Genomic DNA, 25,921 nt, shown 5'->3' with positions numbered 1-25,921 from the left:
CGGTTTGATTGAGGCAACCTGATAAACGCCGGTGCCTCGGCTTCCGTTTCATGGGGACGTGCAACAAACGGGCCAAATCGAGGGCTATGTCAAATCAGACGCAGGCCCTTCAGGCTTGCGTGGCCGTCCTTGCCGATGATGATGTGGTCGTGGACGGTGATGCCGAGCGGCTTTGCCGTCTCGACGATTGTCCGAGTCATGTCGATGTCGGCCCTCGATGGCGTCGGATCACCGCTTGGATGGTTGTGGACGAGGATAATGGCCGTCGCCGACAGTTCCAGCGCGCGCCGCACGACCTCCCGCGGATAGACCGGGGTGTGATCGACGGTGCCGAGGCCCTGGATCTCATCGGCGATCAGTGCATTGCGCTTGTCGAGGAAAAGAATTCGGAACTGCTCCCGGGATTCGTAGGCCATGGCTGCATGGCAGTAGTCGATGACCGAGGACCAGGACGACAGCACCTGCTTGCCGCGCAGTTCGCTCTTCAGCATGCGGTGGGCAACGGTGGCGATGAGCTTGAGGTCAAGGGCGACCGCCTCGCCGACCCCGTTGATTTCCTGCAGCAGGCCGGTCGGCGCGCCGAACACGCCCGCGAGCGTCCCGAACCGGTCGATCAGGGCCTTGGCGATCGGCTTGGTGTCCCTGCGCGGGATCAGCCTGAAGAGCAAGAGTTCCAGAAGCTCGTAGTCCGCGAGAGCGGCATCGCCATGATCGCGGTAGCGGCTTCGCAGGCGGTCGCGGTGGCCGTGGTAATGCGCCTGCTTGTCCTCTTCCTTCGCCAGCACGCCGCTGCGCTTCAGCGATGCGGTTTTCGCTGGCTGTTCCCCGAAGAAACCGCGTTCGTCGGTACCCTCTTCCATGGCTGGCAGATTGCCGTCATTGGGAGGGACCGCGCGGTTGGTCATGGCTATCCCTTCAGCGGTGGCAGGCCGGGCCGATCGAGCCCCGCGGGCGAGAGCGTGAAGACTTCGCAGCCGGTTGCGGTGACCCCGACGGCATGCTCATACTGAGCCGAAAGCGACCGATCGCGTGTAACGGCCGTCCAGCCATCGTTGAGGACTTTGACGTGCGGCTTGCCGATGTTGATCATCGGCTCGATGGTGAAGATCATGCCTTCGCGCAGTTCGGGGCCCTCGTCGGCCTTGCCGTAGTGCAGGATGTTGGGCGTATCGTGGAACAGTCGGCCGACGCCGTGGCCGCAGAAGTCCCGGACGACGGAGCAACGCTCGGCTTCGGCATAGGTCTGGATCGCCTGGCCGATGGCGCCGGTGCGGGCGCCGGGGCGCACCGCCTGAATGCCGCGCATCAGGCATTCATAGGTCACCTCCAGCAGACGTTCGGCCGCCCGCTTGATCTGGCCGACGGGATACATGCGGCTGGAATCGCCATGCCAGCCGTCGAGGACATAGGTGACGTCAATGTTGACGATATCGCCTTCCTTCAGCGGCTTGTCGTCCGGCATGCCGTGACAGACGACATGATTGATGGACGTGCAGACGGAATATTTGTAGCCACGATAGTTCAGCGTTGCGGGCAGGGCGCCGTGATCCATGCCGAACTGGAAGACGAAACGGTCGATTTCACCAGTCGTAACGCCGGGCTTGACGATCGACGCCAGTTCATCGAGGCAGCGCGCCGTCAGCAGGCAGGCCTTGCGCATGCCGGCAAAATCGTCTGCGCTGTAAAGGCGGATGGCGCCCGTGTTCTTGAGCGGGGCTTGCACCGCGTCAATGTAATTTACCATGGGGTCTTTCTCACAATATCCCCGTTCTTAATGCACCCGGACGCATCTCGTCCATTGCGATCAGGTCGCATGCGATAATTTCTGCGGGCGTGACCCGGCAACGCAGGGCGTAGGCCTCGACGCCTTGCTCGATTGCATGCCGGAAGGCTGCCGCATAGGCGGGATCAAGGTCGTGGCAAAGGCTGAAAGACGTGCAGTCCGGCCTCTGGATGACGTAGAGCATGACGCCGCGATGCCCCTGCGCCACCATCTGCGACAGTTCGCCGAGATGCTTGGCGCCCCGCTTGGTGACGGTATCGGGAAACTCCGCCAGCCCTGGCTCGCGAATGAAGTGGACGTTCTTGACCTCGACATAGGCATCCGGTCGTCCCGGTTCCGACAGCAGAAAGTCGATGCGGGAGTTCGTGCCGTAGCGCTGTTCGCGGCGGAGGGTGCCGTAACAGTCCAGCGCCGGCACGCGGCCGGCCGCAATCGCCTCCTCGGCAAGCCGGTTGGGAAGGCCGGTGTTGATGCCCACCAGCGTGCCATCTACCTCGACCATCTCCAGCATGTGACGGTATTTGCGGGTCGGACTCTCGTGCAGCGAGAGCCAGATGCGCGAGCCGGGCGTCGTCAGTCCACGCATGGAGCCGGTGTTGGGGCAAGACCCGGTGATCGGCGTGCCGTCGTCGAGAATGGCATCGAACAGGAAGCGCTTGTAGCGCTGGACGAGGGTCGCGGGCACGAGCGGCGGATCGAAGACCATCAGCCGCGTTTACACCCGTTCCAGCACATAGGTCCCGGGCGCGTCGCCGATCGCGTTCAGCGCGTCGCCGCCGGGCTTGCGGGCCGCGACCCGCGCGTCGGCGCGCTTTTCGACCCAGGCGTGCCAGTGCGGCCACCAGGAGCCCTTGGTCTCGCGGGCCTTCTTCATCCAGCCGTCGAAGTCACCCTGCGGCCTGCCGTTCGTCCAGTACTGGTATTTCTGCTTGTCCGGCGGATTGACGACGCCGGCGATGTGCCCCGAACCGCTCAGCACGAATTCGACGCGGCCGCCGAACAGCGCGGACCCCTTGAACACCGACCGCGGTGGGGCAATGTGGTCCTCGCGTGTGGCCAGATTGTAGACCGGGATCTTCACATCCTTGAGCGAGATGACCTGGCCGCCAAGCTTCATCTCGCCCTTGCTCAACGCGTTGTCGAGATAGCAGTTGCGCAGATAGAAGGCATGGTTGGCGGCGGCCATGCGGGTCGAATCGGCGTTCCAGTAGAGCAGGTCGAAGGGCGGCGGCTCCTTGCCCATCAGGTAGTTGTTGACGACATAGGGCCAGATCAGCTCAGAGGCGCGCAGCATGTTGAAGGCGTTGGCCATCCTGGAGCCGTCCAGATAGCCGCTCTTGTGCATCTGCCTTTCGATCGCCTCGAGCTGCTCTTCGTCGACGAAGACCTTCAGATCGCCGGCGTGGGTGAAATCCACCTGGGTGGTGAAGAAGGTTGCCGAAGCAATGCGGCTGTCCTTTCGCTGCGCATGCAGCGCCAGCGCAGCGGCCAGGAGCGTTCCGCCGACACAGTAGCCGATGGCGTTCACCTTCGTCTCTCCGGTCGCTTTTTCCACCGTCTCGAGCGCGAATTCCACGCCTTCCTCGATATAGGCTTCCCAGCTCTTGGTGGCGTGGCGTCGATCGGGATTGACCCAAGAGATCACGAAGACCGTGTGCCCCTGATCGACGCACCATTTGATGAAGCTCTTCTGCGGCGTCAGATCGAGGATGTAGAACTTGTTGATCCAGGGCGGCACGATGAGCAGCGGCCGCTTCAGGACCGTCTCGGTGCTCGGATCATACTGGATGATCTCGCAGAGGTCGCTCTGGGCAATGACCTTGCCGGGTGTCACGGCAAGGTTCTCGCCGACCTTGAACTTCGTGAGGTCCGTGTGGCGCAGACGCAGTTCGCCCCCGCCTGCGGCGATGTCCTCGGCCAGCATGCGCATGCCTTCGACGAGGTTGGTGCCGCTGCTGGCCACCGTCTGGCGATAGACTTCCGGATTGGTCAGCGCGAAATTGGCGGGCGAGAGCGCCGCCGTCATCTGCTTGACGTAGAAGGCGGCCTTCTGCCGGCTGTGCTCGTCGAGCCCTTCCGCTTCGGCCACCAGCTTCTCCGCCCATGAGGCCGTCACATGGTAGACCTGGCGGAGGAAGGCGAAGAACGGGTTGCGGGTCCAGTCCTCATCGGCGAAGCGCTTGTCCTTGGGCAGCTCCTCGGCGTCGGGCACCGGCTGGCCGGTGAACTGCGACAGCGTGCGCGTCCAGATGCCGATATAGCTGGAGAACAGCAGCGACTGCGCCTCCAGCGTTCGCTTCGGGTCGGAGACCCAATAGTGGGCCACCTGCGACAGGGTTTTCACAAGATCTGTCACAGGGTCGGCTGCGGGGTCGGCCACGCCGGACTGTTCGCGTGCCTTGATCCACTCCGAGGCGCCCTGGCCGAGGTGCTCGAGCGCCCGCGCCAGGTTGAGGGCGAGCGTGTTCGGGTCCTTGACCATGTAGGATTCCACGGACTTCGGGTCGAAGCCGGCGAATCCCTCCGCTCCGGACTGTTTCTCCTCCCTCGTGTCGGTCAACCGCTCCTCCGAACAGAACTGTTCTTGCCGTTTGATTTCCTTTGTACATAGTGCCGGAAGTTGAATACAAGTGCCAGCGATTGACGCTGACGGCGTCGACTTTTTGAACGCCGGGAATGGGCGGGTGTGATGGAACGACTGAGGCGCTGGGCGCGAACGCTGCCCCTTATCCTGTGTGTAGGCGGACTGCCCATGTTGCTGGCGGGCTGCAGCAGCTTTGCGTTAGACGACGGCATTCCGAACACGGCGCCGACGTCCACAGTCGTCTCGAATCAGTCTACGTCTCCGTCCGGGCCGCTGGTCCGGCGCCAGACAGGCACCTATCCGACCTTCGACGGCAGCCTGACCGCCGCCAACACCCAGATCGGCGACGAGGATGCGGCCGGAACCGAGGCACAGCTCACCGCCCTGGCGCAGGCGCGCGAGAACGGCAGCGTGTCGGATGCGGAGTATCAGCGCCGGGTTGCCGAACTGCGCCGACTTGCCGCCAATCACGGCCAGGACGCGGAAACCGCGATCGCCAATTAGCGCTTGCCTTTCGGGCGGTTTGGTCGCAAATCACCAAATCGCCGATTGGGCGATATCCCCGCGCTGGCCTATGCCGCGCGTGCTTCCACGGGGAGAGATATGGAAGAGTTTCATAAAGTCCGCCGACTGCCGCCCTATGTGTTCGAACAGGTCAATCGCCTGAAGGCCAGCGCCCGAGCGGCGGGCGCCGACATCATCGATCTCGGCATGGGCAATCCGGACCTCCCCACACCAAAGGCCATCGTCGACAAGCTTTGCGAAGTGGTCCAGGACCCTCGCACGCACCGTTATTCCTCTTCCAAGGGCATTCCGGGCCTTCGCCGGGCGCAGGCCGGTTATTACGCCCGACGCTTCGGCGTCAAGCTCAACCCCGACACCCAGGTCGTCGCGACGCTGGGATCGAAGGAGGGCTTTGCCAACATGGCGCAGGCGATTACGGCGCCGGGCGATGTGATCCTCTGCCCCAATCCCACCTATCCGATCCACGCCTTCGGCTTCCTGATGGCCGGCGGCGTGATTCGATCGATGTCGGTCGAGCCGGACGACAGCTTCTTTGGGCCGCTGGAGCGGGCGGTGAAGCATTCGATCCCGAAGCCCCTGGCATTGATCATCAACTACCCCTCCAATCCGACCGCCCACGTGGCGTCGCTGGATTTCTACAAGGATGTGATCGAGTTCGCCCGCAAGCACGAGCTGATCGTTCTTTCGGATCTGGCCTATTCGGAAATCTACTTCGACGGGGAGCCGCCGCCGTCGGTTCTCCAGGTTCCCGGCGCGATCGACGTTGCCGTGGAGTTCACCTCGATGTCGAAGACGTTTTCGATGCCCGGCTGGCGGATGGGTTTTGCGGTCGGCAACGAGCGGCTGATCTCGGCGCTGACCCGCGTCAAATCCTACCTGGACTACGGCGCCTTCACGCCGATCCAGGTGGCGGCGACACATGCGCTGAACGGCGACGGTTCCGACATCGCCGAGGTGCGCTCCGTGTACAAGCGCCGCCGCGACGTGATGGTCGACACCTTCGGCAAGGCAGGCTTTGAGGTGCCGCCGCCGGCAGCGACCATGTTCGCATGGGCGAAGATCCCGGAAAAATTCCGACACCTGGGCTCTCTGGAATTCTCCAAGCTCCTGGTGGAAAAGGCGGATGTGGCGGTTGCGCCGGGCATAGGCTTTGGAGAGATGGGCGACGACTACGTGCGACTGGCACTGGTGGAGAACGAGCATCGCATCCGGCAGGCGGCGCGCAACATCAAGAAGTTCCTCTCCACGGCGGACGAGACGATGCATAATGTGATTTCATTGAACACGCGCCGCTAGTCTCGGGCGGCCCGGCGACGGCCGCCCCCTCCCAAAAAACTCAGGAAGAATATGATGGCAGATGCCCTTAAAGTCGGCATTGCGGGTCTTGGAACGGTCGGTGCGTCGCTGGTCAGGATCATCGCTGCACGGGCGAACGAGCTTTCGATCACCTGCGGGCGTGCCATAGAGATCACCGCCGTCAGCGCCAGGGACCGCTCCCGCGACCGCGGCCTCGACCTGTCGGGCATCGCCTGGTTCGATACGCCGGACGCGATGGCGCAGGAGGCCGACATCGACGTCTTCGTCGAGCTGATCGGCGGAGCCGAGGGTGCTGCCGACACGTCTGTCCGGGCGGCGCTGCGGCGTGGCCTGCATGTGGTCACCGCCAACAAGGCGCTTCTGGCGCGTCACGGCATGGAGTTCGCCGCGCTTGCGGAAGACAGGGGCGTCCTGCTGAACTTCGAAGCTGCCGTCGCCGGCGGCATTCCCGTGATCAAGGCGCTGCGCGAATCGCTGACAGGCAACAAGGTCTCGCGCATCTACGGGATCATGAACGGCACCTGCAACTACATCCTGACCCGTATGGAGAAGGAGGGGCTGACCTTCGAGGACTGCCTCGCGGAGGCGCAGCGGCTCGGCTACGCGGAAGCGGACCCGGCGTTCGACATCGAAGGGAACGACACGGCCCACAAGCTTGCTATCCTGACGACGCTCGCCTTCGGCACGCAGATCGCCGCAGACGAAATCTACCTCGAAGGCATCAGCAATATTTCCATCGAGGATATCGGCGCTGCGGCGGATCTCGGCTACCGCATCAAGCTGCTGGGCGTTGCGCAGAGAACGGAGACGGGCATCGAGCAGCGGGTTCACCCTACGATGGTGCCCCGCGATTCCGTCATCGCTCAGGTCGATGGCGTCACCAATGCGGTTGCGATCGAATCGGATATTCTTGGCGAACTGCTGATGGTCGGCCCGGGCGCCGGCGGCGACGCGACGGCTTCTGCCGTGCTCGGCGACATTGCCGACATCGCCAAGAGCCGCCCCGGAGAGCAGCGGGTGCCGGTCCTTGGAACCCCTGCCAAGGCTCTGGCACCTTATGTGCGGGCCCGTATGCGCAGCCACGAAGGCGGATACTTCATCCGCCTGACCGTTGCCGATCGCACCGGGGTCTTCGCCAGCGTCGCGAGCCGGATGGCTGAAAACAATATCTCTCTCGAGTCGATCGTGCAGCGGGCAGCCTCGCAGACGGTTGCCGAGGCGCGAGACTCCAAGACGATCATCCTCGTCACCCATGCGACGACGGAGGAATCGGTTCGCAACGCCGTTTCGGCGATCAAGGCGGAGAGCTATCTGGTGGGTGAACCACAGGTTATCCGCATCGAACGACCGAAAGCCTTCTAGACGCGGCTGACGGCACGCTTAACGGGTCGCTCAAAACGACGAGATCAAGTCGAGGACCACTGGCCAGCGGGGAAGTTTCCGGTTACATTGCATTGTCACACCACTGTCGCAGGGAGGCGTCAGCGTGATTTGCCAAAGATCACAAAGTAGATCCTTTCGGGTTGCTTATCGGGGTTCGTCACCGGTTTCTTCGGAGCGAGGGATCCTGTTGCCCGCCAACGATCACGATAATCTTGAGGATCGGGATGAGCGCCGCAACTGGGCGGCCGTCCTGGTGTTGAGCGTTCCCGTGTTTACCGTCGGGTGCGTGCTGCTGGCACTCCTGTAAAGCCTCAAATCTGTACGGCCGCGGGTGCAGATGGGGCTCGTTTTGGCGCTGCCTAGCTTGCGCCGAAAAAGATACCGTTTCAGCTGTCGATAGTCTAATAAGGCTCCATGACGGCAAGGCACCTTCCCACCATTGTTATTGCTGATAACCAGGTCGATCCCGTGCCGCGGGCGTTTCTCAATGTTGAACGTTCCGTGTCGGGTCAACGCTGGATTTCGCGCCTCGATCAGGCGGCGCAGAACCGCGCGCTGGCAATCGCGCAGGTTCACGGTGTTCCGGATCTCGTTGCTCGCGTGCTGGCGGGGAGGGGCGTGGAGCTCGACAGTGCCCTGGCCTTCCTGGATCCAACCATCCGCTCGCTGATGCCCGAGCCGTATACGCTGACAGACTGCGAGAAGGCGGCCGCCCGTCTCTCGACGGCCGTGCAGCGGCGGGAAAAGGTAGCAATCTTCGGCGACTATGATGTCGATGGAGCCGCGTCGTCAGCTTTGCTCTACCGGTTTCTCGCGCATTTCGGCCTAGAGGCGGAAATCTACATTCCCGACCGCGTCTTCGAGGGCTATGGGCCCAATCCGGCGGCCATCCGCCAGCTGATCGCCAATGGCGCCAGCCTGATCGTCACCGTCGACTGCGGTTCGACCAGCCACGACGCGCTGGCTGCGGCGCGCGACGAGGGATGCGAGGTGGTCGTCATCGATCACCACCAGCTTGGCGAAGCGCTTCCGCCGTGCCTGGCGCTCGTCAATCCCAATCGCGAGGACGATCTGTCGGGGCAGGGGCATCTCTGCGCCGCCGGCGTCGTCTTCATGGTCCTGGTGGCGACGGCGCGGATGCTGCGCGAGCGGGGTGACCCGCGCGCCAAGTCGGTGGATCTGCTGCAGTGGCTGGATCTCGTGGCGCTGGCAACGGTGTGTGACGTGGTTCCGCTGAAGGGGCTCAATCGCGCCTTCGTGGTGAAGGGGCTGATTGCGGCGCGACATATGAACAATGCCGGTCTGGCCGCGCTCTTCCGGAAGGCCGGCCTCGGTGGGCCGGTAACGCCCTATCATTTCGGGTTCCTGGTCGGGCCGCGCATCAATGCCGGCGGCCGCATCAGCGACGCGGCCCTGGGCAGCCGGCTCCTGACGCTTGACGACGCCGCTCTGGCCGATGAGATCGCTGCGCGCCTCGATGACCTCAACCGCGAACGCCAGGCCATGGAACAGGCCATGCTCGCCGAGGCGGAGGCGGAGGTCATGGCCGAATACGGTGATGGCGAGGGCGCCAGCGTGCTGGTGACGGCCCGTGACAACTGGCATCCGGGAATCGTCGGGCTGTTGGCAGCGCGGCTGAAGGAAAAGTTCAAGCGTCCCGCGTTCGCGATCGCCTTCGATCCCTCCGGCAAGGGGACGGGCTCGGGACGGTCGATCAACGGCTTCGACATGGGCAAGATGGTGCGGGCCGCCGTCGACCAGGGGCTGCTCGTCAAGGGCGGCGGACATGCGATGGCAGCGGGACTGACGGTGGAGAAGGCCAACCTCGGGCGCCTGCGCGCGCTGTTCGACGAAATTGCCGGGGAGATCGTCCCGAAGCTCGTCGGCAACCATGTGCTGAAGATCGATGGCGCGCTTTCGGCATCCGGCGCCACGCTCGCGCTGTTCGACCAGCTGGAGCAGGCCGGCCCCTATGGCTCGGGCCATGCGCAGCCGATCTTCGCCATTCCTGCGCATCGGATCAAGGATGCCCGGCTGGTCGGGACGTCGCATGTGAAGGCCGTGCTGCAGGCCGCGGACGGGACCACGCTCGACGCCATAGCGTTTCGCGCGGCGGAGACGCCGCTGGGCGACCTGCTGCTCAATTCGCGCGGCGTCCAGTTGCATGTGGCGGGCTGTCTGAGCGGCGACCAGTGGCAGGGGAACCGCCGCATTCAGCTGCGCATCCTCGATGCGGCGCCGGCGCCTTAAAGTCTTCAAATCATTGATGAGAAGTGGCACGCCCTAGGGGAGTCGAACCCCTCTTTCCAGAATGAAAATCTGGCGTCCTAACCGATAGACGAAGGGCGCGTGCGTTGTGGCGCCCTTATAGTCAGGAGCCGGATTCCCCGCAAGCGGGAAATTGCAGATTTCAGGTCGAAAACAACAAAAAAACAGAGGCTCGGACGCAGGCATGTCGATGCCGCGTAAGATTCCGTAAATGGAACGATTTCAGCAATTTAGGTGAGGGTAGATGGCACGCCCTAGGGGAGTCGAACCCCTCTTTCCAGAATGAAAATCTGGCGTCCTAACCGATAGACGAAGGGCGCGTGCGGTGAGCGCTCTTATAGAGGGGTGATTCCCAACCCGCAAGCATGAATGTGGCGAATTCTGCAAAAAAATGACAGCGTCATCTCGGCGTTAATAATCGAGATTAGCAAATTGGAATCAGCAGCTTAATGGTGTTCCATCGGCAGCCGTCCCGCAGCCGGTGCCGTCATAGACCGCGGTTGCCGGTGGAGCGCTGAAGACGCTGCCGGCGGTGGCGTTGACGCGACCGGGCGCGCTACTGCCTGGAGCGGCACCGGTCATCGTCGCTTCGCCAACAGCCGGGGCGGGCGCGGAGAAGATGCTGACGCTGCCGGCCCGTATTCCCGTCGGCTGAGACACCGCGCCTGCCAGATCCGGCGATTCCTGTGCCGGCACGCCATAAGCATCAGGCGCCGAGGCGTCCTCGGCGACCGAGGCCGAGGAGACGAGGGCGGGATCGACGTAGCGGCTGGAGGCGGTGCTGCCATCTTTGGCGTTCGCGGAGGGTTCAGTCTCAGAGCCGTCCGACGTGCCTGTATTGCCGGCGGACGTGGCTTTGGTGGCGCAGCCAGCAAGAACGCCTAGGACCAAACTCACTGCAAGTAAGGCACCCAGTCGCGGCTTGTTCTGCCACATGTTCGGCATTCATCTTCCCATCCGGCCAGCTTGCGAATCGCCCGACAAGGGTGCCCCGGCCGGCCTGCGAGAGCAAGCCGGCCGCGCGACAGCGGTTACCAGCTGCCGGTGTTTTCCATCGACGACCAGGGTTCCGTCGGTGCAAGGGCTGCGCCCTTCTGCAGGATCTCGATGGAGATCCCGTCCGGCGATCGGACGAAGGCCATGTTGCCGTCGCGAGGCGGGCGGTTGATGGTGACGCCGTTATCCATGAGCTTGCGGCAGAAGGCATAGATGTCGTCGACCTCGTAGGCGAGATGCCCGAAGTTGCGGCCGCCGGTATAGTCTTCCGGGTCCCAATTGTAGGTCAGCTCGACGCACGGAGCCTTCAGCGACTGTGCCGCCTCGGCGTCTTCAGGTGCCGCCAGGAAGATCAGCGTGAACCGCCCCTTGTCGTTTTCGATCCTGCGGACTTCCTGCAGTCCCATCAGATCGGTGTAGAATCGCATCGAGGCGTCGAGGTCCTTCACGCGGACCATGGTGTGTAGATAGCGCATCAGTGGAGATCTCCTGTTCCGGCTCGTATATGTGTTCATGCACCAGCCACGGGCAAGGCATGGAACATAGAAATGGTCCGGATAATTCCAGAGCGGGGGGCTTGCGCTGGACGGTTAGCAAGATGTTAATCTACTCTCCAGAATCAGTTAACCGACTCAGTAGCGCGTAATCGAGGGGCCGACAGACATGATTGACAGACTGTCATCGAAAGGTGTTGACGAGATCGAGGATCTCGCTGGCGAGCCTGTCGATCTGATCGAGATTACCGGTGTCGTGAAGTGGTTCGACGTGGCCAAGGGATTTGGCTTCATCATTCCCGACAACGGTATGCAGGACGTGCTGCTGCACGTGACCTGCTTGAGGCGGGACGGATACCAGACAATCCTGGAGGGCACGCGCATCGTCGCGCTCATTCAGCGGCGGGAGCGGGGCTACCAGGCCTTCCGGATCCTTTCGATGGATCAATCGACGGCCATTCATCCGTCGCAGATGCCGCCGATCAGGACGCATGTGCAGGTGACGCCGACAAGCGGCCTTGAGCGGGTCTTGGTGAAATGGTTCAACCGCACCAAGGGGTTCGGCTTTCTGACCCGCGGCGAGGGAACGGAAGACATCTTCATCCACATGGAAACCCTGCGCCGTTTTGGCCTGACCGAGCTTCGTCCAGGCCAGGTGGTGCTGGTGCGCTTCGGCCCGGGGGACAAGGGACTGATGGCGGCGGAAATCCATCCCGATATTCCCAATCCCGTCAGCCGGGCTCATTGATAATGAGGACTGCCATGTCTTTCCTACGAAAAGGCGCCCTTGCGGCGCTTTTTATGCTTTTGGCGACTGTCGCCTCGGCGCAGTTGCAGTTCGACCGGGAGGAGCTCGTCATCGAGACCCGGGACGGCAAGAGGCATGTCTTCCAGGTGGAACTCGCCCTGACGCCGGAGCAGCGGTCGCAGGGCCTGATGCATCGCGAGAGCATGCCGCCTGACCACGGCATGCTGTTTGATTTCGACGACACGCGTCCCGTGTCCATGTGGATGCAGAACACGCCTCTGCCGCTCGACATGCTGTTCATCCAGAAGGACGGAACGATCTCGCATATCCACGAGATGGCCGTGCCGTTCTCCCAGACCATCATCGATTCTCGCGGCCCGGTGAGCTACGTGCTGGAGTTGAATGGCGGACGCGCCGACGCTCTGGGCATCACCTCGGGCGACCGGGTCATCAGCCCGCGCATTGAGGCCGGACAGTAACGTCGGAACCTTTCGTCCTCTGGTTCGATTTTGCTGTTGCAGGCCAGGGGGTAAGCGTGTATCTCGCTGGTCAACGTGAATACGGAGTGTAGCGCAGCCTGGTAGCGCATCTGGTTTGGGACCAGAGGGTCGGGAGTTCGAATCTCTCCACTCCGACCACGTCGCCGGATGAGGCCACAATTCCGGTCCATTCAGGGAGCGTCGTCGCGAATGTCCGCCAAGATCTATCGTCCCGCCAAGAACGCCATGCAGTCCGGCAAGGCCAAGACCCATCTCTGGGTTCTGGAGTTCGATCAGGAAACGCCGCGCAGCATCGATCCTCTCCTTGGGTATACCTCGTCCTCCGACACGCGCCAGCAGGTTCGCCTGACCTTCGAAAGCCAGGAGCAGGCGGAAGCCTACGCCAAGCGCGAAGGCATCGAATACCGCGTGATTGCGCCGAAGGAAGTGGCGCGGCAGATGCTCTCCTATACCGACAATTTCCGTTACAACCGCATCCAGCCCTGGACGCACTGATAATCCTGGTGCCCTGGCGCCGGTTGACCCCGTAGCTCAGCTGGATAGAGCATTCGCCTTCTAAGCGAACGGTCGCAGGTTCGAATCCTGCCGGGGTCGCCAAGATTCCTCAACCTCTTGATATTTCTGCTGTTTACTTGGCGGTAGTTCACTCGCAGTCCATGCGTGGAGGAACTGCGCGGCGTCGTAAGCGCCGCACAGCATTTTTTTGCTCAATCAGGTGCCGACTTCATCGACATCATGATTCGATATGCGGCTGCTAGCGGCGCTCCGAGACCCAGATCCGCTGTCCGTCGCGGATGATCCAGCGGCCGTCCCGGTCACCACCGTCCCAGTCCGCACGTTCGCGGCGCTCATCATTGCCGCGGCGTCCATCCCATCGGTCGTCTCCTCCGCGCCGGTTGTCGTCTCGGTAATCGCCGCGGTCTCGACGATGATAATCGGGGCGTCGATCGTTTCTGTCGCGGTTGTCGATGCGGTCATAGCGGGGGCCGGCATCATAGACGGCGCGGGGGCTTCCCTCACTGACGCAGCCCGCCGCGGTGAGGCAGGCCAGGCCGACGACGGACAGGGTGATTGCTGATAGTTTCATGCTGCACTTCTCCTTGATGCTGACCCAGATGGGGCCGCATCGGCGGATGGCAAGCACGCGTCCTTGCGAAGCACGTCGATCCTGAACAGGAGCCAGCGGTGTCCAAAGCCAAGAAGCTCAGACGGTGCGCTGTATACAGAGTTCGGGTTTCGCCTTGCGAGACCAGGTGTCTGCGCGATAAGATTGCGGCATGTTTTGCGGGAGATGATGGGCTTGGCGGTGGAGGAAGCGGTAAGGACGACGCATACGGCGGTGGCGCTGATGGAGTTGCGCAAGCGCATCCTCAACGGTGACTTTCCTGGCGGCACGCGGCTTTTCGAGGTGCCGCTCGCCGAGACGCTGCAGATCTCGCGCACGCCGATTCGCGAGGCGATGTCGCGGCTGGCGGAGGAGGGACTGCTGGACCGGCTGACCAATGGCGGCTTCGTCGTGCGCAGCTTCACCTTCGCCGATGTTCTGGATGCGATCGAACTGCGCGGCGTGCTGGAGGGTACGGCAGCGCGGCTCGCGGCGGAACGGGGCGTGACGCAGGAGGGCTTGGCGCAGATGCAAGACGTGCTCGCCCGCCTTGATGCCTGCTTTGGCGCATCCTCGGACGACGTGGATTTCGAAGCCTATTCGGATCTCAATGCCCAGTTCCATGCGCTGCTGGTGACGCTGGCCGGCAGCGTCGTTCTGCAGCGGGAGATCGAGCGGGCGACGCGGCTGCCGTTTGCATCTCCCTCGGCTTTTCTCTCCGACCAGACGAACATCGACATCTTCCGGCAGTCGCTGCATGTCGCGCAGGAGCAGCATCGCGCCTTGGTATCGGCGATTTCCTCGCGCGAGGGGACGCGCGCGGAATTCGTGGCGCGAGAACATGCCCGGATTGCCCGCCGCAACCTCGAATATGTGATCCACGAAAGCCCGGACCTGATCCTGCGGGTGCCGGGACTTGGTCTTCTCAACAGCTGAGAACGAAATTTTAGCGCGTCGGATATCCTGTACCCCCGCGCAGTTGTCGCGCAAAGGCGCGTTCACTTTCCCCTTGAGTTTTGCTCCCAAATAGGTTGATGTATACATCAACACCATATCTCAGGGAGGAGAGAACGTGATCAAGTCCAGTCTATCCGACGTAATCGACGCAAATGGCAATGTCGTGGAGATGCTGCGCAACTCGCGCGTGGGCATGTATGTATACCCGGTCGTCGCACCCGAGTTCACCAACTGGCGCGACGAACAGCGCGCCTGGCGCGAATCGGCGGTCCTCTTCGATCAGTCGCACCACATGGACGAGGTGATCGTGGAAGGCCCGCAGGCGGCGGAATTCCTCGAGTATGTCGGCATCAACAGCTTTGCCAACTTCGATCTCAACCGGGCAAAGCACTTCGTTCCGGTCACGCCTGCCGGGCATGTTATCGGCGACATGATCATCTTTCGCGAGCGGCAGGACAAGTTCATCCTCGTCGGTCGGGCGCCCACCGCCAACTGGGTGCTGTTCCAGCAGGCGATCGGCAAGTGGAACGTGCGTCTCCACCGTGACCCGCGCTCGCCGTCGCGCCCGGACGGCAAGGCCGTCTACCGCACCCATTACCGCTTCCAGATTCAGGGACCGGATGCGCCGAAGATCTTCGAGAAGATGAACGGCGGCCCGGTACCGGACATCAAGTTCTTCCACGTCGATTGGATCAATGTCGGTTCCAAGCGCGTCCAGGCGCTGCGCCATGGCATGGCCGGCGCACCAGGCCTCGAGATCTGGGGGCCTCACGCGGATCTCGAATACGTGCGCAGTGTCATCCTGGAATCGGCGCGCGAGGCAGGCGTCGATCTGCACCAGGTCGGCAGCCGGGCCTATTCGACCAACACGCTGGAATCCGGATGGATCCCGTCGCCGCTGCCGGGCATCTACACCGGTGACGGCATGATGAAGGAATACCGCGACTGGCTCGGAGCCGACAGCTACGAGGCAACCGGCGCCATCGGCGGCAGCTTCGTGTCCGGCAATATCGAGGACTACTACGTCAACCCGTTCGAACTCGGCTACGGCTTCTACATCGGCTGGAAGTCCGACTTCATCGGCAAGCCGGCGCTCGAGAAGCTGAAGGACGCCAAGAACCGCAAGAAGGTCACCTTCGAGTGGAATGCCGAGGATGTCGTCAAGGTCATCGCCTCGGCCTTCCAGCCGGGCGAGGACCACTACAAGTGGATCGACTTCCCGCAGCCGAACTACGCGTCGACGAGCGCTGACATGGTGATGCACGACGGCAAGATGGTCGGCATGTCGATGTTTAACGGCTACAGCTACAACGAGCGCTGCATGCTGTCGCTTGGTGTCGTCGATGCCGACATCCAGGAAGGCGACGTGCTGACGATGATATGGGGCGAGCCGAACGGCGGCAGCCAGAAGACGTCGACGGAACGCCACAAACAGGCGGAAATCCGCGTCCGCGTCTCTCCGACGCCTTACGCCGCCGAAGCGCGACAGAACTACGCCGAGAGCTGGCGTACCAAGCGCGTCGGCTGAAAATCGCTGGCGGACGCCCCAGGCGTCCGCCAATCCTTCGCTCTCTTCATTTCAAGGCTTCCACTTCGCGGACGCCGAGGGACAGGCCATGGGAATGACTGGTTTTTTGCGCAAGGACGAGGCCTCTGCCGCGCCATCCGGACTGTGGCAGCTCCTGCAGGGATGTTCCATCGAGGTGATGCCGCGGACGGCGGCCAAGATCAGCGATTTCCGGCCTCTGCTCCCTGTTGGAACGCGGGTTTATGTCGCCCATATCCATGACACGCCGATCGACGACATGGTGGCGACGGCGCGGCGGCTCACGGACGAGGGTTTCGAGCCAATGCCGCATTTTCCGGCCCGGATCATCCCGGACCGGGCCACGCTGGAGACCTGGGTGAGGCGGTATCGCGACGAGGCGGGCGTCACGCAGGCGCTGTTGCTCGGCGGCGGCGTCTCCGAACCCGCCGGCGAGCTGGACAGTTCGATTGCGATGCTGGAGACGGGCATCTTTGATCGCCTCGGATACCAGCGACTCCATGTGGCCGGCCATCCGGAAGGCAACAAGGACATCGACCGGGAAGGCGGCAGCCGGCTGGTCGATGCGGCGTTGCAGTGGAAGCAGGGTTTTGCGGATCGCACCGATGCCGAGATGGCTGTCGTCACCCAGTTCGCCTTCGAGGCGAGACCGGTGATCGCATGGGCGGAGCGCCTTGCAGAGGCCGGCATCACGTTGCCGATCCATGTCGGCGTGGCAGGTCCGACCAAGCTCCAGACCCTCATCAAGTTTGCCATGGCCTGCGGTGTCGGTCCGTCGCTCAGCGTGCTGCAGAAGCGGGCGCTTGACCTGCGCAAGCTGCTGGTGCCCTACGAACCCACGGATCTCCTGAGCGATCTTGCCGCTTACAAAGCGCGCCATCCGCAGAGCCTGATCGACCAGATCCATGTCTTCCCGCTGGGCGGCATCCAGGCCAGCGCGGACTGGATGGCAAAGATGCGGCGCGAAGCCGGTGCATCGGAGGCAAGCTTCTGACGAGGGGAAGCTTGCCGGTGGGTTGATCAGGCGATAATGCGAGGCCTGAGCTCCAGACCGCGCAACCGATCGGAATCGTCTTGTTCCACCCTGATTTCACCAACAGCTATGCCGGCTTCCTCTTCGACATGGACGGCACCATCCTCAACTCCATCGCCGCCGCTGAGCGCGTCTGGGGCCGCTGGGCGCAGCGCCACGGGCTGGATCTCGACTCATTCCTGCCGACGATGCATGGGAAGCGCGGCATCGACACGATCAGCGGCCTGAACCTGCCCGGGATCGACCCGGTCGCTGAAGCCGCGGAGATCCTGCGCGGCGAGATCGAGGATGTCGAGGGCGTGATCGCCATCGATGGCGCCGCAGACTTCCTGGCGTCGCTGCCGCCGAGCCAGTGGGCCATCGTGACCTCCGCACCGATAGACCTTGCCCGCGCGCGGCTTGCGGCAGCCGGCATCCCGCAGCCGAAGCTCATGGTGACGGCGGAAGATGTCTCGGTCGGCAAGCCCGACCCGCAGGGCTACCTGCTCGGCGCAGAGCGGATCGGCGCGAGTGCCACGCAGATGCTCGTGTTCGAGGATGTGCAGGCCGGTGTGATGGCGGGCGAGGCTGCAGGCGCCGATGTCGTGGTGATCACCGCCACCCACCAGCATGCGCTGGCGACGACGCATCCAACCCTTTTCGACTACCGGCAGGTTGCGGTGAGAACGGTAGCGGACGGGCGCCTTTCGATCGTCGCCCGCTAGTTCCCGCCATATCCAAATCAATTCGCCGGCCGCACTGCGCGACCAGCGTCAGCGATGGATCGGGTCCTGCCAGAGAACGTCCTCGGGTTTCTCGACCGGCTCGATGTCGAGATTGACCACCACCGGCTCCTGGCCGGAGCGGACCAGAACGCATTCCAGCGTCTCGTCGCGGCTGGCGTTGATTTCCTGGTGCGGCACAAAGGGTGGCACATAGATGAAATCGCCTGGACCTGCTTCGGCGACGTATTCCAGGTTGTCCCCCCAGCGCATGCGGGCCTTGCCCTTCACGACGTAGATGATGCTCGCGAGATCGCCGTGGTGGTGGGCACCGGTCTTGGCATTGGCATGGATGGTGACGGTGCCCGCCCAGATCTTTTCCGCGCCGGCCCGGGCGTTGTTGATGGCAGTGGCGCGGTTCATTCCGGGCGTGGGCGGTGTTGGGGTCGAGCGATGTGCCGGGAACGACCTTGACCCCATGCTCCCGCCAGTCGGGAACCGTGGGTGAGTGGTCGTGGTCGTGGTCCGTCATGGGCCGCCTCGTTGTTGTTGGCGGGGCTCACCAGCTCTTGCGAGCGGGGGGTCCGCGAGCCCCTGACCGACTGCGGTCGGCTGAGGCGAGGTAACGTGTCCTGAGTCCGAAGTTCAACATCCGCCTCGACCAAAAGCAAGGGATGGTGAGCGGACTTTCGCGCCCTGTCCCAAATCGGCGCGCCAAGACTTCGGCGGCCGCCGAATTTCCAGCTATTGCCGCCTTCAATGTCGCTGATCCCTGAATGAGGGTGGCTAAGTCCAACAGGTTTGCCTATATGGCGCGCCAGCGTGTAGACAGCGCAACGCCACGGGCCCGGTCTCTGGCTGCGGCGCTGCCCATCCGCCGATCGCAGACTCTGGAGTTGAACATGTCCACACAAAAGGCCGTCGTGCTTATCGTCGAGGATGAGCCGCTTATCCGTTTCACGATGCTCGATGCTCTGGAGGAAGTCGGTCACATCGTGCTTGAGGCCGCCAATGCGGACGAAGCGATGGTGCTGCTGCGCAACCGGACCGATGTCGACATCGTCTTCACCGACGTCAACATGGCCGGCTCGATGGACGGAATTCAGTTGGCGCAGCGGGTGCGAGCCCTGCGACCGCATATCGGGATCATCATTACGTCGGGCGTCGTTCGCCTTGATCCGATGCTGCTGCCGACGCGGACCTTTTTCCTGCCCAAACCCTACCAGCACGACACCGTCCTGACGGCCATTCACTCGCTGCTCCAGAACTAGCGGAAAGCCTTCAGGCCGGTCCGCGACCTTTACATCCTGCTCAGACTGGTCATCAATGCAGCCGCACTGAGAGGAGATGCCCTTGACGATCGAACAGGATCTTACCCGTATATCCGAGCAGGAGCAGGCACTGCGCTTCAGCCGCTTCGATGCAGCCACGGCCTGGGAGCTGGGGTCGCTTCTGCGCAACATGGCCATCGAGCGCGGACTGGCTGTCGCAATCGACGTTCATCTTCATGCGATGCCGGCCTTCTATTGCGCCCTGCCGGGAACGACAGGAGACAACGCCTCCTGGGTGCGGCGCAAGCGGGCGGTGGCGCTCCGGTTCTTCACGTCAAGTTATGGTATCGGCCTGAAACTCTCCCACCAGCAGACGACGATCGAAGAAAAGTTCGGGCTGTCGGCTGCGGATTATGCGACGCACGGCGGCAGCTTTCCGATCTTCGTCGAGGGAACAGGCTGCATCGGAGCCGTCACGGTCTCCGGTCTGCCGCAGCGCGAGGACCACAACATCGTGGTCGAAGCTCTTTGCCGGATGCTTGTGAAGGACTACGCGGCCCTGCGGCTTGCGTGAGGAGACATTGCGATGACAGTGGAGACGCCACAGGAAATTCTGGATTTCTGGTTTGGAAGGCTGACGCGGGAGCAGTGGTTCCAATCCTCCGAGGCCGTCGACAACGAGATTGGCCGGCGCTTTCGGGACACGCACCTGGCGCTGGCGCGCGGCGAGGTGGACCAGTGGCGGGATACGCCGGAGCATCGGCTCGCGGCCATCATCGTGCTGGATCAGTTTCCGCGCAACATCTACCGGGCGACGCCGCTTGCCTTTGCCACCGACTGGATGGCGTTGCGGGAGGCGAGACTTGCGGTCGACGCGGGAGCTGATGCTGCCATTGCCGTCGAGCGCCGCGCCTTCGTCTACCTGCCGTTCGAGCACTCCGAAGCGCTGGAAGACCAGCAAATGTCGGTGACCTTGTTTCAGGCTCTCGGCGACCCCGAATATCTGGACTACGCAGAACGGCACCTGGCGGTGATCCGGGAGTTTGGTCGCTTCCCGCATCGCAATGTGTATGTCGGGCGCCAAACGACCGACGCCGAGCTCGACTATCTGTCGAGGCCCGGCGCCGGTTTCTAACGCTGGTCTTGGTTCAAGCCTAGCGCCTGAACATTCGTCCGATGGCGATCAGGATGCACGCACCGATGAAGCCCGCGATGAGATAGCCGATCCAGCCGCCGAGGCTGACGCCGATGAGGCCGAGCAGCGCGTTGGCGATGATCGCACCAACGATGCCGAGCAAGATGTTCATGAAGATGCCCATGTTGCTCTTCATGAACTGTTCAGCGAGCCAGCCTGCTACACCGCCAATGATGATGGCTGCAATCCAGCCGATTCCTGCGTCTTCCATAACCTTACCCTCTGTGTTGGTTGCGCATGGTAACGCAGCAGAATGTTCCAGGGTTCCATGAAGATTTTCGCCCCATTCTCTGTTCCTTCCTTTCGTCGCGAAGCGGAACTAGTTTCGCTCTGTGATTCTTCTGTATCCGAGACCCGTATGGCCGCTTTCACCTCCACACTGCTGTCGATCCTTGCCCGCACTCTCGTCGTTCTTGCTGTGCTCGGCGGCAGCTCAATGCTGGCAGCTTCAGTGTCCGCACAGGATCTTGCGGCGGAGGTGACGGTAGATTCGATCAACACGGAGGTGCGCGAGAAACTGGGTGCCATCCGGCAGCAGCTCGACAGCTTCAGCGCCGCCGTGCAGCAGGATACGAGCGATGATGCGCGTCTGGCGGAACTGCGCGCCCAGGCCGAGGAGATCCTTGCCGAGATGCGTGCGGCCTCCGATACGCTTGGCACCCGGGTGCAGCAGATCCAGGGTCGCCTCGATGTCATCGGCGAGCCACCGGCAGCCGGTCAGCCGCCCGAACCGCCGTTGGTGACGGAAGAACGCAATCGCCTGCTTAACGAGCGCGCCGAAATCAATGCGATCGTCGAGGATGCGGAGAACCTTTCCAGCGGGGCGGATCGGCTCGCCAACAGCATCACCACCATTCGCCGCAACCTCTTCACCCAGACGCTGTTCCGGCACACGGAGCTGTCACTGGCGCTCTTCAGCGAGGCCGGCGAGGCGCTCGTGGTCGAGGTCGATAGGCTCGGAAACACCATCGGTAGCTGGCTGAGCTTTGCCTGGCGCTTCAAGGCGCCATCGCTGTTTGGAGCCCTCGGACTGTCGCTTGTCGTCGGCCTGGTGATCCTGTCTGGAGGGTACCGGCTTTTTGGAAGCTTCATCTGGCGGGAGAACGGAGAGGGCCCGCCTTCCTACCTCAAGCGGCTGACGGTCGCCTTCTGGTCGACGGTCATCCGCACCATGTCGCTGGCCGCCTTCCTTGCCGCATCCTATCTTCTCCTCGAAGGCTTCAGCGTGTTGCGGCCCGACGTCGCGCCGATCATCTCGGGGCTCTTCGGTTTCATCTGGTTCGTCTACTTCGTGTCGCGCCTGACGCATGCTGTTCTGGCTCCGGACGAGCCTGACTGGCGGCTGGTTCGGCTGACTGACAAGGGAGCACGGTTGATCGGCTGGGCCGTCATCCTGATGGCCGTGGTGAACGGCCTCGATTACCTCCTCGGTACGATCAGCGAGACGCTCAACTCGCCGCTGGTTCTGACCATCACCAAGAGCGTCATCGCCTCGTCGATTATCGGGATCGTGCTGATTGCGCTGTCCTTCATGCGTCCGGTGATGCGCACCGACGGCGACCCCTCGGCGACGGGCAAGCCATGGCCACGGTTCCTGCCGCTTCTGCTGCGTTTCATGGGCGGCCTGCTGCTGTTTGCGGTGATTGCGGGACATATCGGCTTTGCCCGGTTCATCTCGACCCAGATCGTCCTGACAGGTGCCGTGCTGGTCACCGTCTATATCGGCCTGCTGACCGGCAAGGCCGTATCCAAGCAGGAGGTCTTCGGACGCACGGCGCTTGGCGAGCGGCTGGCGGAGCGGTTCAACTGGAGCGAGGTAACGCTCGATCAGGTCGGCCTCGTTGCAGGTCTCGCCATCTATGCCTTTGCCCTGATGATCGGCGTGCCGCTGATCCTGCTGACCTGGGGCTTCCAGATCGCGGACATCGAATCCTGGTTCTACCGCTTCTTCACGGCGATCACGATCGGCAACATCACTATCTCGCTCGTCGGTATCATCGGCGGGATCCTGCTTTTTGCGGTCGGCTATATCGTCACCCGCTGGGTGCAGCGATGGATCGACGGCAACGTCATGGCCCGCAGCCAGGTGGATGCGGGTGTGCGCAACTCCGTCAAGACCGGCATCGGCTACCTGGGTGTCGGGCTTGCGGTGATTGTCGGTGTGTCGGCCGCCGGCATCGACCTCTCCAGTCTGGCGCTCGTTGCCTCTGCTTTGTCGGTCGGTATCGGTTTCGGGCTGCAGAACATCGTGTCGAACTTCGTCTCGGGCCTGATCCTGCTTGTCGAGCGCCCGTTCAAGGTGGGCGATCATATCGTCACCGGAACGACCGAGGGGATCGTCAAGCGCATTTCCGTGCGTGCCACCGAGATCGAGACGTTCCGCAAGCAGTCGATCGTCGTCCCGAATTCTGACCTCATCAATGCGCCCGTTGGCAACTGGACGCACCGGAACAGGGTTCAGCGGTCGGAAATCCCTGTCTCGGTCGCCTACGGCACTGACCCGGAAAAGGTGATCGCCATCCTGCTGGAGATTGCCGGGACGGTTCCGGAGGTGCTGCAAAATCCGGAGCCGCATGTCGATTTCCTTGCCTTCGGCGCCTCCTCGCTCGATTTCGAGCTCCGCTTCTGCCTGGCGGACTATTCCGACGGGATCCGGATAAGGGCCGAGGTCCGGATCGCGATCCTGAAGCGCTTCGAACTAGAGGGCATCGAAATCCCCTATGCGCGCCAGGATATCATGATCCTGCCGCGGCCCGGTCGCAGCGGTCAACCGGCGCCCGGTGCTGTTGGCGACCTTATCGAGAACGGCGCCGGTGTCTGAGACGCCAGGGGAGCCGTCGCGGCAAGCTTTTCCCATGTCGTAATCAGGCGTTTGGCCGGCGGGCCGGAATTGCATAGTTCAGCGAGCTGCAGATCATGCGCCGCGCTTGCGAAAGAGCGGCTGTTCCAAGGGGTTCGTTTCGATGAAGACACATGCGCGTGCTGTGGTGGTCGGAGGCGGTGTGGTGGGCGTTTCAACGCTCTACCATCTGGCCAAGAGGGGCTGGGCCGACAGTGTGCTCATCGAACGCAAGGAACTGACGTCGGGCTCCACCTGGCATGCGGCCGGGCTGCTGCCGCTCTTCAACCTTTCCTATTCGGTCGGCCAGCTGCACAAGTATTCTGTCCGCTTCTACGAGGAGCTGCAGGAAGAGACCGGCATGAATGTCGGCTTCTCCAAGGTGTCCAACATCCGGCTGGCGCGCACCAAGGACCGTTGGGACGAATACATGTATTATGCGGGGATTGCCGAGACGATCGGCGTGACGGTCAATGTCCTGACGCCGGAACAGGTGAAGGAGATCTGGCCGCTCTGCGAGACCGATGGCCTGCTCGGCGCCATCCAGCACCCCGACGACGGCTATATCCAGCCGGCGGATCTCACGCAGGCGCTCGCCAAGGGCGCCCGGGACCTCGGCGCCACGATCTACCGCAACACCACGGTCACCGCGATCGAAAAGCAGTCGGACGGTCTCTGGAAGATCACCACCGACAAGGGCGAGATCACCGCCGAACACGTGATCTCCTGCACCGGCAATTTCGCACGCAAGACCGGCGAGATGGTGGGGCTCGACGTGCCAGTCATCCCGGTCGAGCACCAGTATATCGTCACCGAACCGCATCCCGCGATCCAGGAGCGTCGCCGACAGGGGCTGCCGGAGATGGGGGTTCTGCGAGAGTCCGACAGTGCCTGGTACATGCGCGAGGAGGCCGGCGGCCTGATCCTCGGTCCCTACGAGGTCGGGGCTCCCGTCTGCTACGTCGACGGCCCCTCGGATGAGAGCGAATACGAGCTGTTCCAGGAGGATCTCGATCGCCTGATGCCGCATATCGAGGCGGCCATCGCGCGCGTTCCGGCCTTCGGCGAGGTGGGCATCAAGAAGGTCTACAACGGCGCGATCGCTTATACGCCCGATGGAAATCCGATTGTCGGCCCGGCGCCGGGGCTCAAGAACTTCTGGCTCAACGAAGGCCATTCCTTCGGCATTACCGCCGCCGGTGGCGCCGGCTGGCAGCTTGCGGAATGGATCGTCGGAGGTGAGCCGACGGTGGACATGATGGGGGTCGATCCGCGTCGCTTCGGTCCCTACGCTACGGAAGGCTACCTCATAGCGAAGAACGAGGAGGCCTATTCCAACGTCTTCACCATGCACTATCCGGACGAGGAGCGCTCGGCGGCGCGACCACTGAAGACGACGCCGATCTACGATCGCCTCAAGACGCTCGGCGGCGTGTTCGGATCGGTCTACGGCTGGGAGAGGGCAAACTGGTATGCCCCTCAGGGTTACGAGGTGCCGAAGGATCAGCTCGGCGTTGGCGCGGATGTGCTCACCAATCACAATCATGCGCCGCCGCTGGAGGACGGACGGATCGTCGAGAAATGGTCGTTCCGGCGCTCCAATTACTTCGAGCATGTCGGCAAGGAGGTGAAGAACGTCCACGAGAATGTCGGCGTTCTCGACATGTCGCCCTTTGCGAAGATGGAGGTCAGCGGCCCGGGCGCTCGCGGCTGGCTTAATTCGATCCTGGCCAATGCGATCCCCAAGAAGCGTGGGCGCATTGCCCTCTGCCACCTGCCGACGCCTGCCGGCGGCGTGAAGGCCGAGTTCACCGTCTACGAATGGGCGCCCGACCGCTTCTACCTCGTCTCCGCCGGTGGCCTGGAGGCTCATGATCACGATCTGCTTGCCCGGCTGGCGCCGGCCGACGGTTCGGTGCAACTGCAGCCGATCACGCAGAAATACGGCGTGCTGGTTCTGGCCGGCCCGAAGTCCCGCGACGTTCTGCGCAAGCTCACTCGCAGCAGCCTCGACAGCAAGGATTTCCCGTGGCTGACGGCAAAGAAGATTTCCGTGGGAGTTGCAACGGCGCATGCGCTGCGGGTCAATTTCGTCGGCGAGCTCGGCTGGGAACTGCATCATCCGATCGAGATGCAGGCCTATATCTTCGACAGGCTGATGGAGGCGGGTGCGGAATTCGGCATCCGGCCTTTCGGCATCCGGGCCATGAGCGCCATGGCGGTCGAGAAGTCGTACCGCAACATGGGGCGCGAGCTGTCGATCGAATACAATGCCTATGAATCTGCGCTCGATCGTTTCATCCGGCCGGAAAAGCCATTCCTCGGGCGTGAAGCAATGCTGGCCTACAAGGACAAGGGGCTGCGCTGGAACTTCGCGACGCTGATCCTGGAAGGCAACGAGGATGTCGACGCGCGCGGTTCTGAGGCGATCTACGACGAGGGCGGTGTGCTTGTCGGTCGCGCCACCAGCGGAGGATTCGGCTGGCGGATCGGCAAGTCGGTCGCGCTTGCCATGGTGAAGCCCGAACATTCTGCTGCCGGCACTCGGTTGAAGATCAAGATCCTCGGCAAGCTCTATTCAGCAACGATCGTTCCGGAGAGCCCGTTCGATCGGGATAACGCCGTTCTCAGAGCCTGATCGCGGTAACGCGCCATTTACCTCAAAGGCGGCTTCTG

Annotated in this window: 24 protein-coding genes, 4 tRNA genes and 1 pseudogene; 18 read left to right on the top strand and 11 right to left on the bottom strand. The window is 62.8% G+C overall.

Features of this window, described 5'->3' with window-relative positions; genetic code table 11:
• Positions 1-89: 89 nt before the first annotated feature.
• From radC to M1E10_RS18230, 4 genes are read right to left on the bottom strand one after another with little or no spacing between them, the layout of a single operon-like run.
• Positions 90-905: a JAB domain-containing protein gene (gene radC, locus M1E10_RS18245; RefSeq protein ID WP_499174214.1), complete on the bottom strand. Its 816-nt coding sequence runs from the start codon at positions 903-905 to the stop codon at positions 90-92.
• Positions 906-907: 2 nt separating this feature from the next.
• Positions 908-1,744 carry a type I methionyl aminopeptidase gene (gene map / locus M1E10_RS18240; RefSeq protein WP_499174213.1) on the bottom strand — a complete coding sequence of 279 codons (837 nt, stop codon included), beginning with the start codon at positions 1,742-1,744 and terminating at the stop codon, positions 908-910.
• 10 nt (positions 1,745-1,754) lie between these two features.
• Positions 1,755-2,489, bottom strand: a complete 735-nt coding sequence (gene sfsA, locus M1E10_RS18235; protein ID WP_499174212.1) for a DNA/RNA nuclease SfsA — start codon at positions 2,487-2,489, stop codon at positions 1,755-1,757.
• A 9-nt stretch (positions 2,490-2,498) separates the two neighbouring features.
• Positions 2,499-4,343, bottom strand: a complete 1,845-nt coding sequence (locus M1E10_RS18230) for a PHA/PHB synthase family protein (RefSeq protein WP_499174211.1) — start codon at positions 4,341-4,343, stop codon at positions 2,499-2,501.
• A 192-nt stretch (positions 4,344-4,535) separates the two neighbouring features.
• Here M1E10_RS18230 and M1E10_RS18225 point away from each other — a divergent pair, with 192 nt between their 5' ends.
• From M1E10_RS18225 to recJ, 4 genes are all read left to right on the top strand, one after another.
• Complete coding sequence (locus M1E10_RS18225) at positions 4,536-4,871, top strand: hypothetical protein (protein ID WP_499174210.1); 336 nt, start codon at positions 4,536-4,538, stop codon at positions 4,869-4,871.
• A gap of 99 nt (positions 4,872-4,970) precedes the next feature.
• Positions 4,971-6,188 (top strand): pyridoxal phosphate-dependent aminotransferase, encoded by a 1,218-nt coding sequence (locus M1E10_RS18220; protein WP_499174209.1) that lies wholly within the window; start codon positions 4,971-4,973, stop codon positions 6,186-6,188.
• Between the two features lie 54 nt (positions 6,189-6,242).
• Positions 6,243-7,571, top strand: a complete 1,329-nt coding sequence (locus M1E10_RS18215) for a homoserine dehydrogenase (protein ID WP_499174208.1) — start codon at positions 6,243-6,245, stop codon at positions 7,569-7,571.
• Between the two features lie 435 nt (positions 7,572-8,006).
• Positions 8,007-9,842: a single-stranded-DNA-specific exonuclease RecJ gene (recJ, locus tag M1E10_RS18210; protein ID WP_499174207.1), complete on the top strand. Its 1,836-nt coding sequence runs from the start codon at positions 8,007-8,009 to the stop codon at positions 9,840-9,842.
• 24 nt (positions 9,843-9,866) lie between these two features.
• Here recJ and M1E10_RS18205 read toward each other — a convergent pair.
• The 4 genes from M1E10_RS18205 to M1E10_RS18190 form a co-directional block, all read right to left on the bottom strand.
• A tRNA-Glu gene (locus tag M1E10_RS18205) sits at positions 9,867-9,941 on the bottom strand.
• Between the two features lie 164 nt (positions 9,942-10,105).
• Positions 10,106-10,180: transfer RNA gene (locus M1E10_RS18200), tRNA-Glu, on the bottom strand.
• A 118-nt stretch (positions 10,181-10,298) separates the two neighbouring features.
• A complete protein-coding gene (locus tag M1E10_RS18195) occupies positions 10,299-10,805 on the bottom strand; it encodes a hypothetical protein (protein WP_499174206.1) in 507 nt (168 codons plus the stop codon).
• 86 nt (positions 10,806-10,891) lie between these two features.
• Positions 10,892-11,332 carry a VOC family protein gene (locus M1E10_RS18190; RefSeq protein WP_499174205.1) on the bottom strand — a complete coding sequence of 147 codons (441 nt, stop codon included), beginning with the start codon at positions 11,330-11,332 and terminating at the stop codon, positions 10,892-10,894.
• Between the two features lie 187 nt (positions 11,333-11,519).
• Here M1E10_RS18190 and M1E10_RS18185 point away from each other — a divergent pair, with 187 nt between their 5' ends.
• The 5 genes from M1E10_RS18185 to M1E10_RS18165 all read left to right on the top strand — a co-directional run bounded on the left by M1E10_RS18185 (position 11,520) and on the right by M1E10_RS18165 (position 13,195).
• Positions 11,520-12,098: a cold-shock protein gene (locus M1E10_RS18185; protein WP_499174204.1), complete on the top strand. Its 579-nt coding sequence runs from the start codon at positions 11,520-11,522 to the stop codon at positions 12,096-12,098.
• A gap of 2 nt (positions 12,099-12,100) precedes the next feature.
• Positions 12,101-12,577: a DUF192 domain-containing protein gene (locus M1E10_RS18180; RefSeq protein ID WP_499174203.1), complete on the top strand. Its 477-nt coding sequence runs from the start codon at positions 12,101-12,103 to the stop codon at positions 12,575-12,577.
• A gap of 82 nt (positions 12,578-12,659) precedes the next feature.
• Positions 12,660-12,736, top strand: a tRNA-Pro gene (locus M1E10_RS18175).
• Positions 12,737-12,787: 51 nt separating this feature from the next.
• Complete coding sequence (locus M1E10_RS18170; protein WP_499174202.1) at positions 12,788-13,093, top strand: ETC complex I subunit; 306 nt, start codon at positions 12,788-12,790, stop codon at positions 13,091-13,093.
• A gap of 25 nt (positions 13,094-13,118) precedes the next feature.
• A tRNA-Arg gene (locus tag M1E10_RS18165) sits at positions 13,119-13,195 on the top strand.
• 157 nt (positions 13,196-13,352) lie between these two features.
• Here M1E10_RS18165 and M1E10_RS18160 read toward each other — a convergent pair.
• A complete protein-coding gene (locus M1E10_RS18160) occupies positions 13,353-13,685 on the bottom strand; it encodes a hypothetical protein (protein ID WP_499174201.1) in 333 nt (110 codons plus the stop codon).
• A 207-nt stretch (positions 13,686-13,892) separates the two neighbouring features.
• On the opposite strand from M1E10_RS18160, the gene M1E10_RS18155 reads away from it, so the two are divergent.
• The 4 genes from M1E10_RS18155 (at position 13,893) to M1E10_RS18140 (ending at position 17,943) form a co-directional block, all read left to right on the top strand.
• A complete protein-coding gene (locus M1E10_RS18155; RefSeq protein ID WP_499177223.1) occupies positions 13,893-14,639 on the top strand; it encodes a GntR family transcriptional regulator in 747 nt (248 codons plus the stop codon).
• 136 nt (positions 14,640-14,775) lie between these two features.
• The gene (gene ligM / locus M1E10_RS18150) at positions 14,776-16,188 is read left to right on the top strand and encodes a vanillate/3-O-methylgallate O-demethylase (RefSeq protein ID WP_499174200.1); all 1,413 of its coding nucleotides are present in this window, start codon (positions 14,776-14,778) and stop codon (positions 16,186-16,188) included.
• A 94-nt stretch (positions 16,189-16,282) separates the two neighbouring features.
• The gene (locus M1E10_RS18145; protein WP_499174199.1) at positions 16,283-17,200 is read left to right on the top strand and encodes a methylenetetrahydrofolate reductase; all 918 of its coding nucleotides are present in this window, start codon (positions 16,283-16,285) and stop codon (positions 17,198-17,200) included.
• A gap of 128 nt (positions 17,201-17,328) precedes the next feature.
• Positions 17,329-17,943 (top strand): HAD family hydrolase, encoded by a 615-nt coding sequence (locus M1E10_RS18140; protein ID WP_499177222.1) that lies wholly within the window; start codon positions 17,329-17,331, stop codon positions 17,941-17,943.
• A gap of 48 nt (positions 17,944-17,991) precedes the next feature.
• Here M1E10_RS18140 and M1E10_RS18135 read toward each other — a convergent pair.
• Positions 17,992-18,472 (bottom strand): annotated as a pseudogene (locus tag M1E10_RS18135) (cupin domain-containing protein).
• 370 nt (positions 18,473-18,842) lie between these two features.
• Here M1E10_RS18135 and M1E10_RS18130 point away from each other — a divergent pair.
• The 3 genes from M1E10_RS18130 to M1E10_RS18120 all read left to right on the top strand — a co-directional run bounded on the left by M1E10_RS18130 (position 18,843) and on the right by M1E10_RS18120 (position 20,346).
• The gene (locus tag M1E10_RS18130; protein WP_499174198.1) at positions 18,843-19,211 is read left to right on the top strand and encodes a response regulator; all 369 of its coding nucleotides are present in this window, start codon (positions 18,843-18,845) and stop codon (positions 19,209-19,211) included.
• A gap of 82 nt (positions 19,212-19,293) precedes the next feature.
• Complete coding sequence (locus M1E10_RS18125) at positions 19,294-19,785, top strand: heme-degrading domain-containing protein (protein ID WP_499174197.1); 492 nt, start codon at positions 19,294-19,296, stop codon at positions 19,783-19,785.
• A 12-nt stretch (positions 19,786-19,797) separates the two neighbouring features.
• Entirely contained in the window at positions 19,798-20,346 is a 549-nt protein-coding gene (locus M1E10_RS18120; protein WP_499174196.1) for a DUF924 family protein, read from the top strand.
• 19 nt (positions 20,347-20,365) lie between these two features.
• Here M1E10_RS18120 and M1E10_RS18115 read toward each other — a convergent pair whose 3' ends face one another.
• Positions 20,366-20,617, bottom strand: coding sequence for a GlsB/YeaQ/YmgE family stress response membrane protein (locus M1E10_RS18115; RefSeq protein ID WP_029618033.1), 252 nt, complete (start codon positions 20,615-20,617; stop codon positions 20,366-20,368).
• Positions 20,618-20,764: 147 nt separating this feature from the next.
• Between M1E10_RS18115 and M1E10_RS18110 the strand changes: the two genes are divergently transcribed.
• Together M1E10_RS18110 and M1E10_RS18105 are read left to right on the top strand one after the other, a co-directional pair.
• Positions 20,765-23,227 carry a mechanosensitive ion channel domain-containing protein gene (locus tag M1E10_RS18110; protein WP_499174195.1) on the top strand — a complete coding sequence of 821 codons (2,463 nt, stop codon included), beginning with the start codon at positions 20,765-20,767 and terminating at the stop codon, positions 23,225-23,227.
• A 142-nt stretch (positions 23,228-23,369) separates the two neighbouring features.
• Positions 23,370-25,883: a GcvT family protein gene (locus M1E10_RS18105; RefSeq protein WP_499174194.1), complete on the top strand. Its 2,514-nt coding sequence runs from the start codon at positions 23,370-23,372 to the stop codon at positions 25,881-25,883.
• Positions 25,884-25,921: the final 38 nt, after the last annotated feature.

Source organism: Rhizobium sp. PK7-22 (genome assembly GCF_056530405.1).
Note: the sequence above shows the minus strand (reverse complement) of the source record. Positions and strands in the feature narration are given on the sequence as shown.

Bases quoted from the DNA above. Each gene is read 5' to 3' on its own strand.
- M1E10_RS18215 (WP_499174208.1), top strand. From the start codon at position 6,243: ATGGCAGATGCCCTTAAAGTCGGCATTGCGGGTCTTGGAACGGTCGGT.
- M1E10_RS18105 (WP_499174194.1), top strand. From the start codon at position 23,370: ATGAAGACACATGCGCGTGCTGTGGTGGTCGGAGGCGGTGTGGTGGGC.
- M1E10_RS18115 (WP_029618033.1), bottom strand. From the start codon at position 20,617: ATGGAAGACGCAGGAATCGGCTGGATTGCAGCCATCATCATTGGCGGT.
- M1E10_RS18190 (WP_499174205.1), bottom strand. From the start codon at position 11,332: ATGCGCTATCTACACACCATGGTCCGCGTGAAGGACCTCGACGCCTCG.
- map (WP_499174213.1), bottom strand. From the start codon at position 1,744: ATGGTAAATTACATTGACGCGGTGCAAGCCCCGCTCAAGAACACGGGC.
- M1E10_RS18220 (WP_499174209.1), top strand. From the start codon at position 4,971: ATGGAAGAGTTTCATAAAGTCCGCCGACTGCCGCCCTATGTGTTCGAA.
- recJ (WP_499174207.1), top strand. From the start codon at position 8,007: ATGACGGCAAGGCACCTTCCCACCATTGTTATTGCTGATAACCAGGTC.
- M1E10_RS18170 (WP_499174202.1), top strand. From the start codon at position 12,788: ATGTCCGCCAAGATCTATCGTCCCGCCAAGAACGCCATGCAGTCCGGC.
- M1E10_RS18185 (WP_499174204.1), top strand. From the start codon at position 11,520: ATGATTGACAGACTGTCATCGAAAGGTGTTGACGAGATCGAGGATCTC.
- M1E10_RS18140 (WP_499177222.1), top strand. From the start codon at position 17,329: ATGGACGGCACCATCCTCAACTCCATCGCCGCCGCTGAGCGCGTCTGG.
- M1E10_RS18225 (WP_499174210.1), top strand. From the start codon at position 4,536: ATGTTGCTGGCGGGCTGCAGCAGCTTTGCGTTAGACGACGGCATTCCG.
- M1E10_RS18130 (WP_499174198.1), top strand. From the start codon at position 18,843: ATGTCCACACAAAAGGCCGTCGTGCTTATCGTCGAGGATGAGCCGCTT.
- M1E10_RS18155 (WP_499177223.1), top strand. From the start codon at position 13,893: ATGGGCTTGGCGGTGGAGGAAGCGGTAAGGACGACGCATACGGCGGTG.
- M1E10_RS18195 (WP_499174206.1), bottom strand. From the start codon at position 10,805: ATGCCGAACATGTGGCAGAACAAGCCGCGACTGGGTGCCTTACTTGCA.
- M1E10_RS18120 (WP_499174196.1), top strand. From the start codon at position 19,798: ATGACAGTGGAGACGCCACAGGAAATTCTGGATTTCTGGTTTGGAAGG.
- radC (WP_499174214.1), bottom strand. From the start codon at position 905: ATGACCAACCGCGCGGTCCCTCCCAATGACGGCAATCTGCCAGCCATG.
- M1E10_RS18145 (WP_499174199.1), top strand. From the start codon at position 16,283: ATGACTGGTTTTTTGCGCAAGGACGAGGCCTCTGCCGCGCCATCCGGA.
- M1E10_RS18160 (WP_499174201.1), bottom strand. From the start codon at position 13,685: ATGAAACTATCAGCAATCACCCTGTCCGTCGTCGGCCTGGCCTGCCTC.
- M1E10_RS18110 (WP_499174195.1), top strand. From the start codon at position 20,765: ATGGCCGCTTTCACCTCCACACTGCTGTCGATCCTTGCCCGCACTCTC.
- sfsA (WP_499174212.1), bottom strand. From the start codon at position 2,489: ATGGTCTTCGATCCGCCGCTCGTGCCCGCGACCCTCGTCCAGCGCTAC.
- M1E10_RS18180 (WP_499174203.1), top strand. From the start codon at position 12,101: ATGAGGACTGCCATGTCTTTCCTACGAAAAGGCGCCCTTGCGGCGCTT.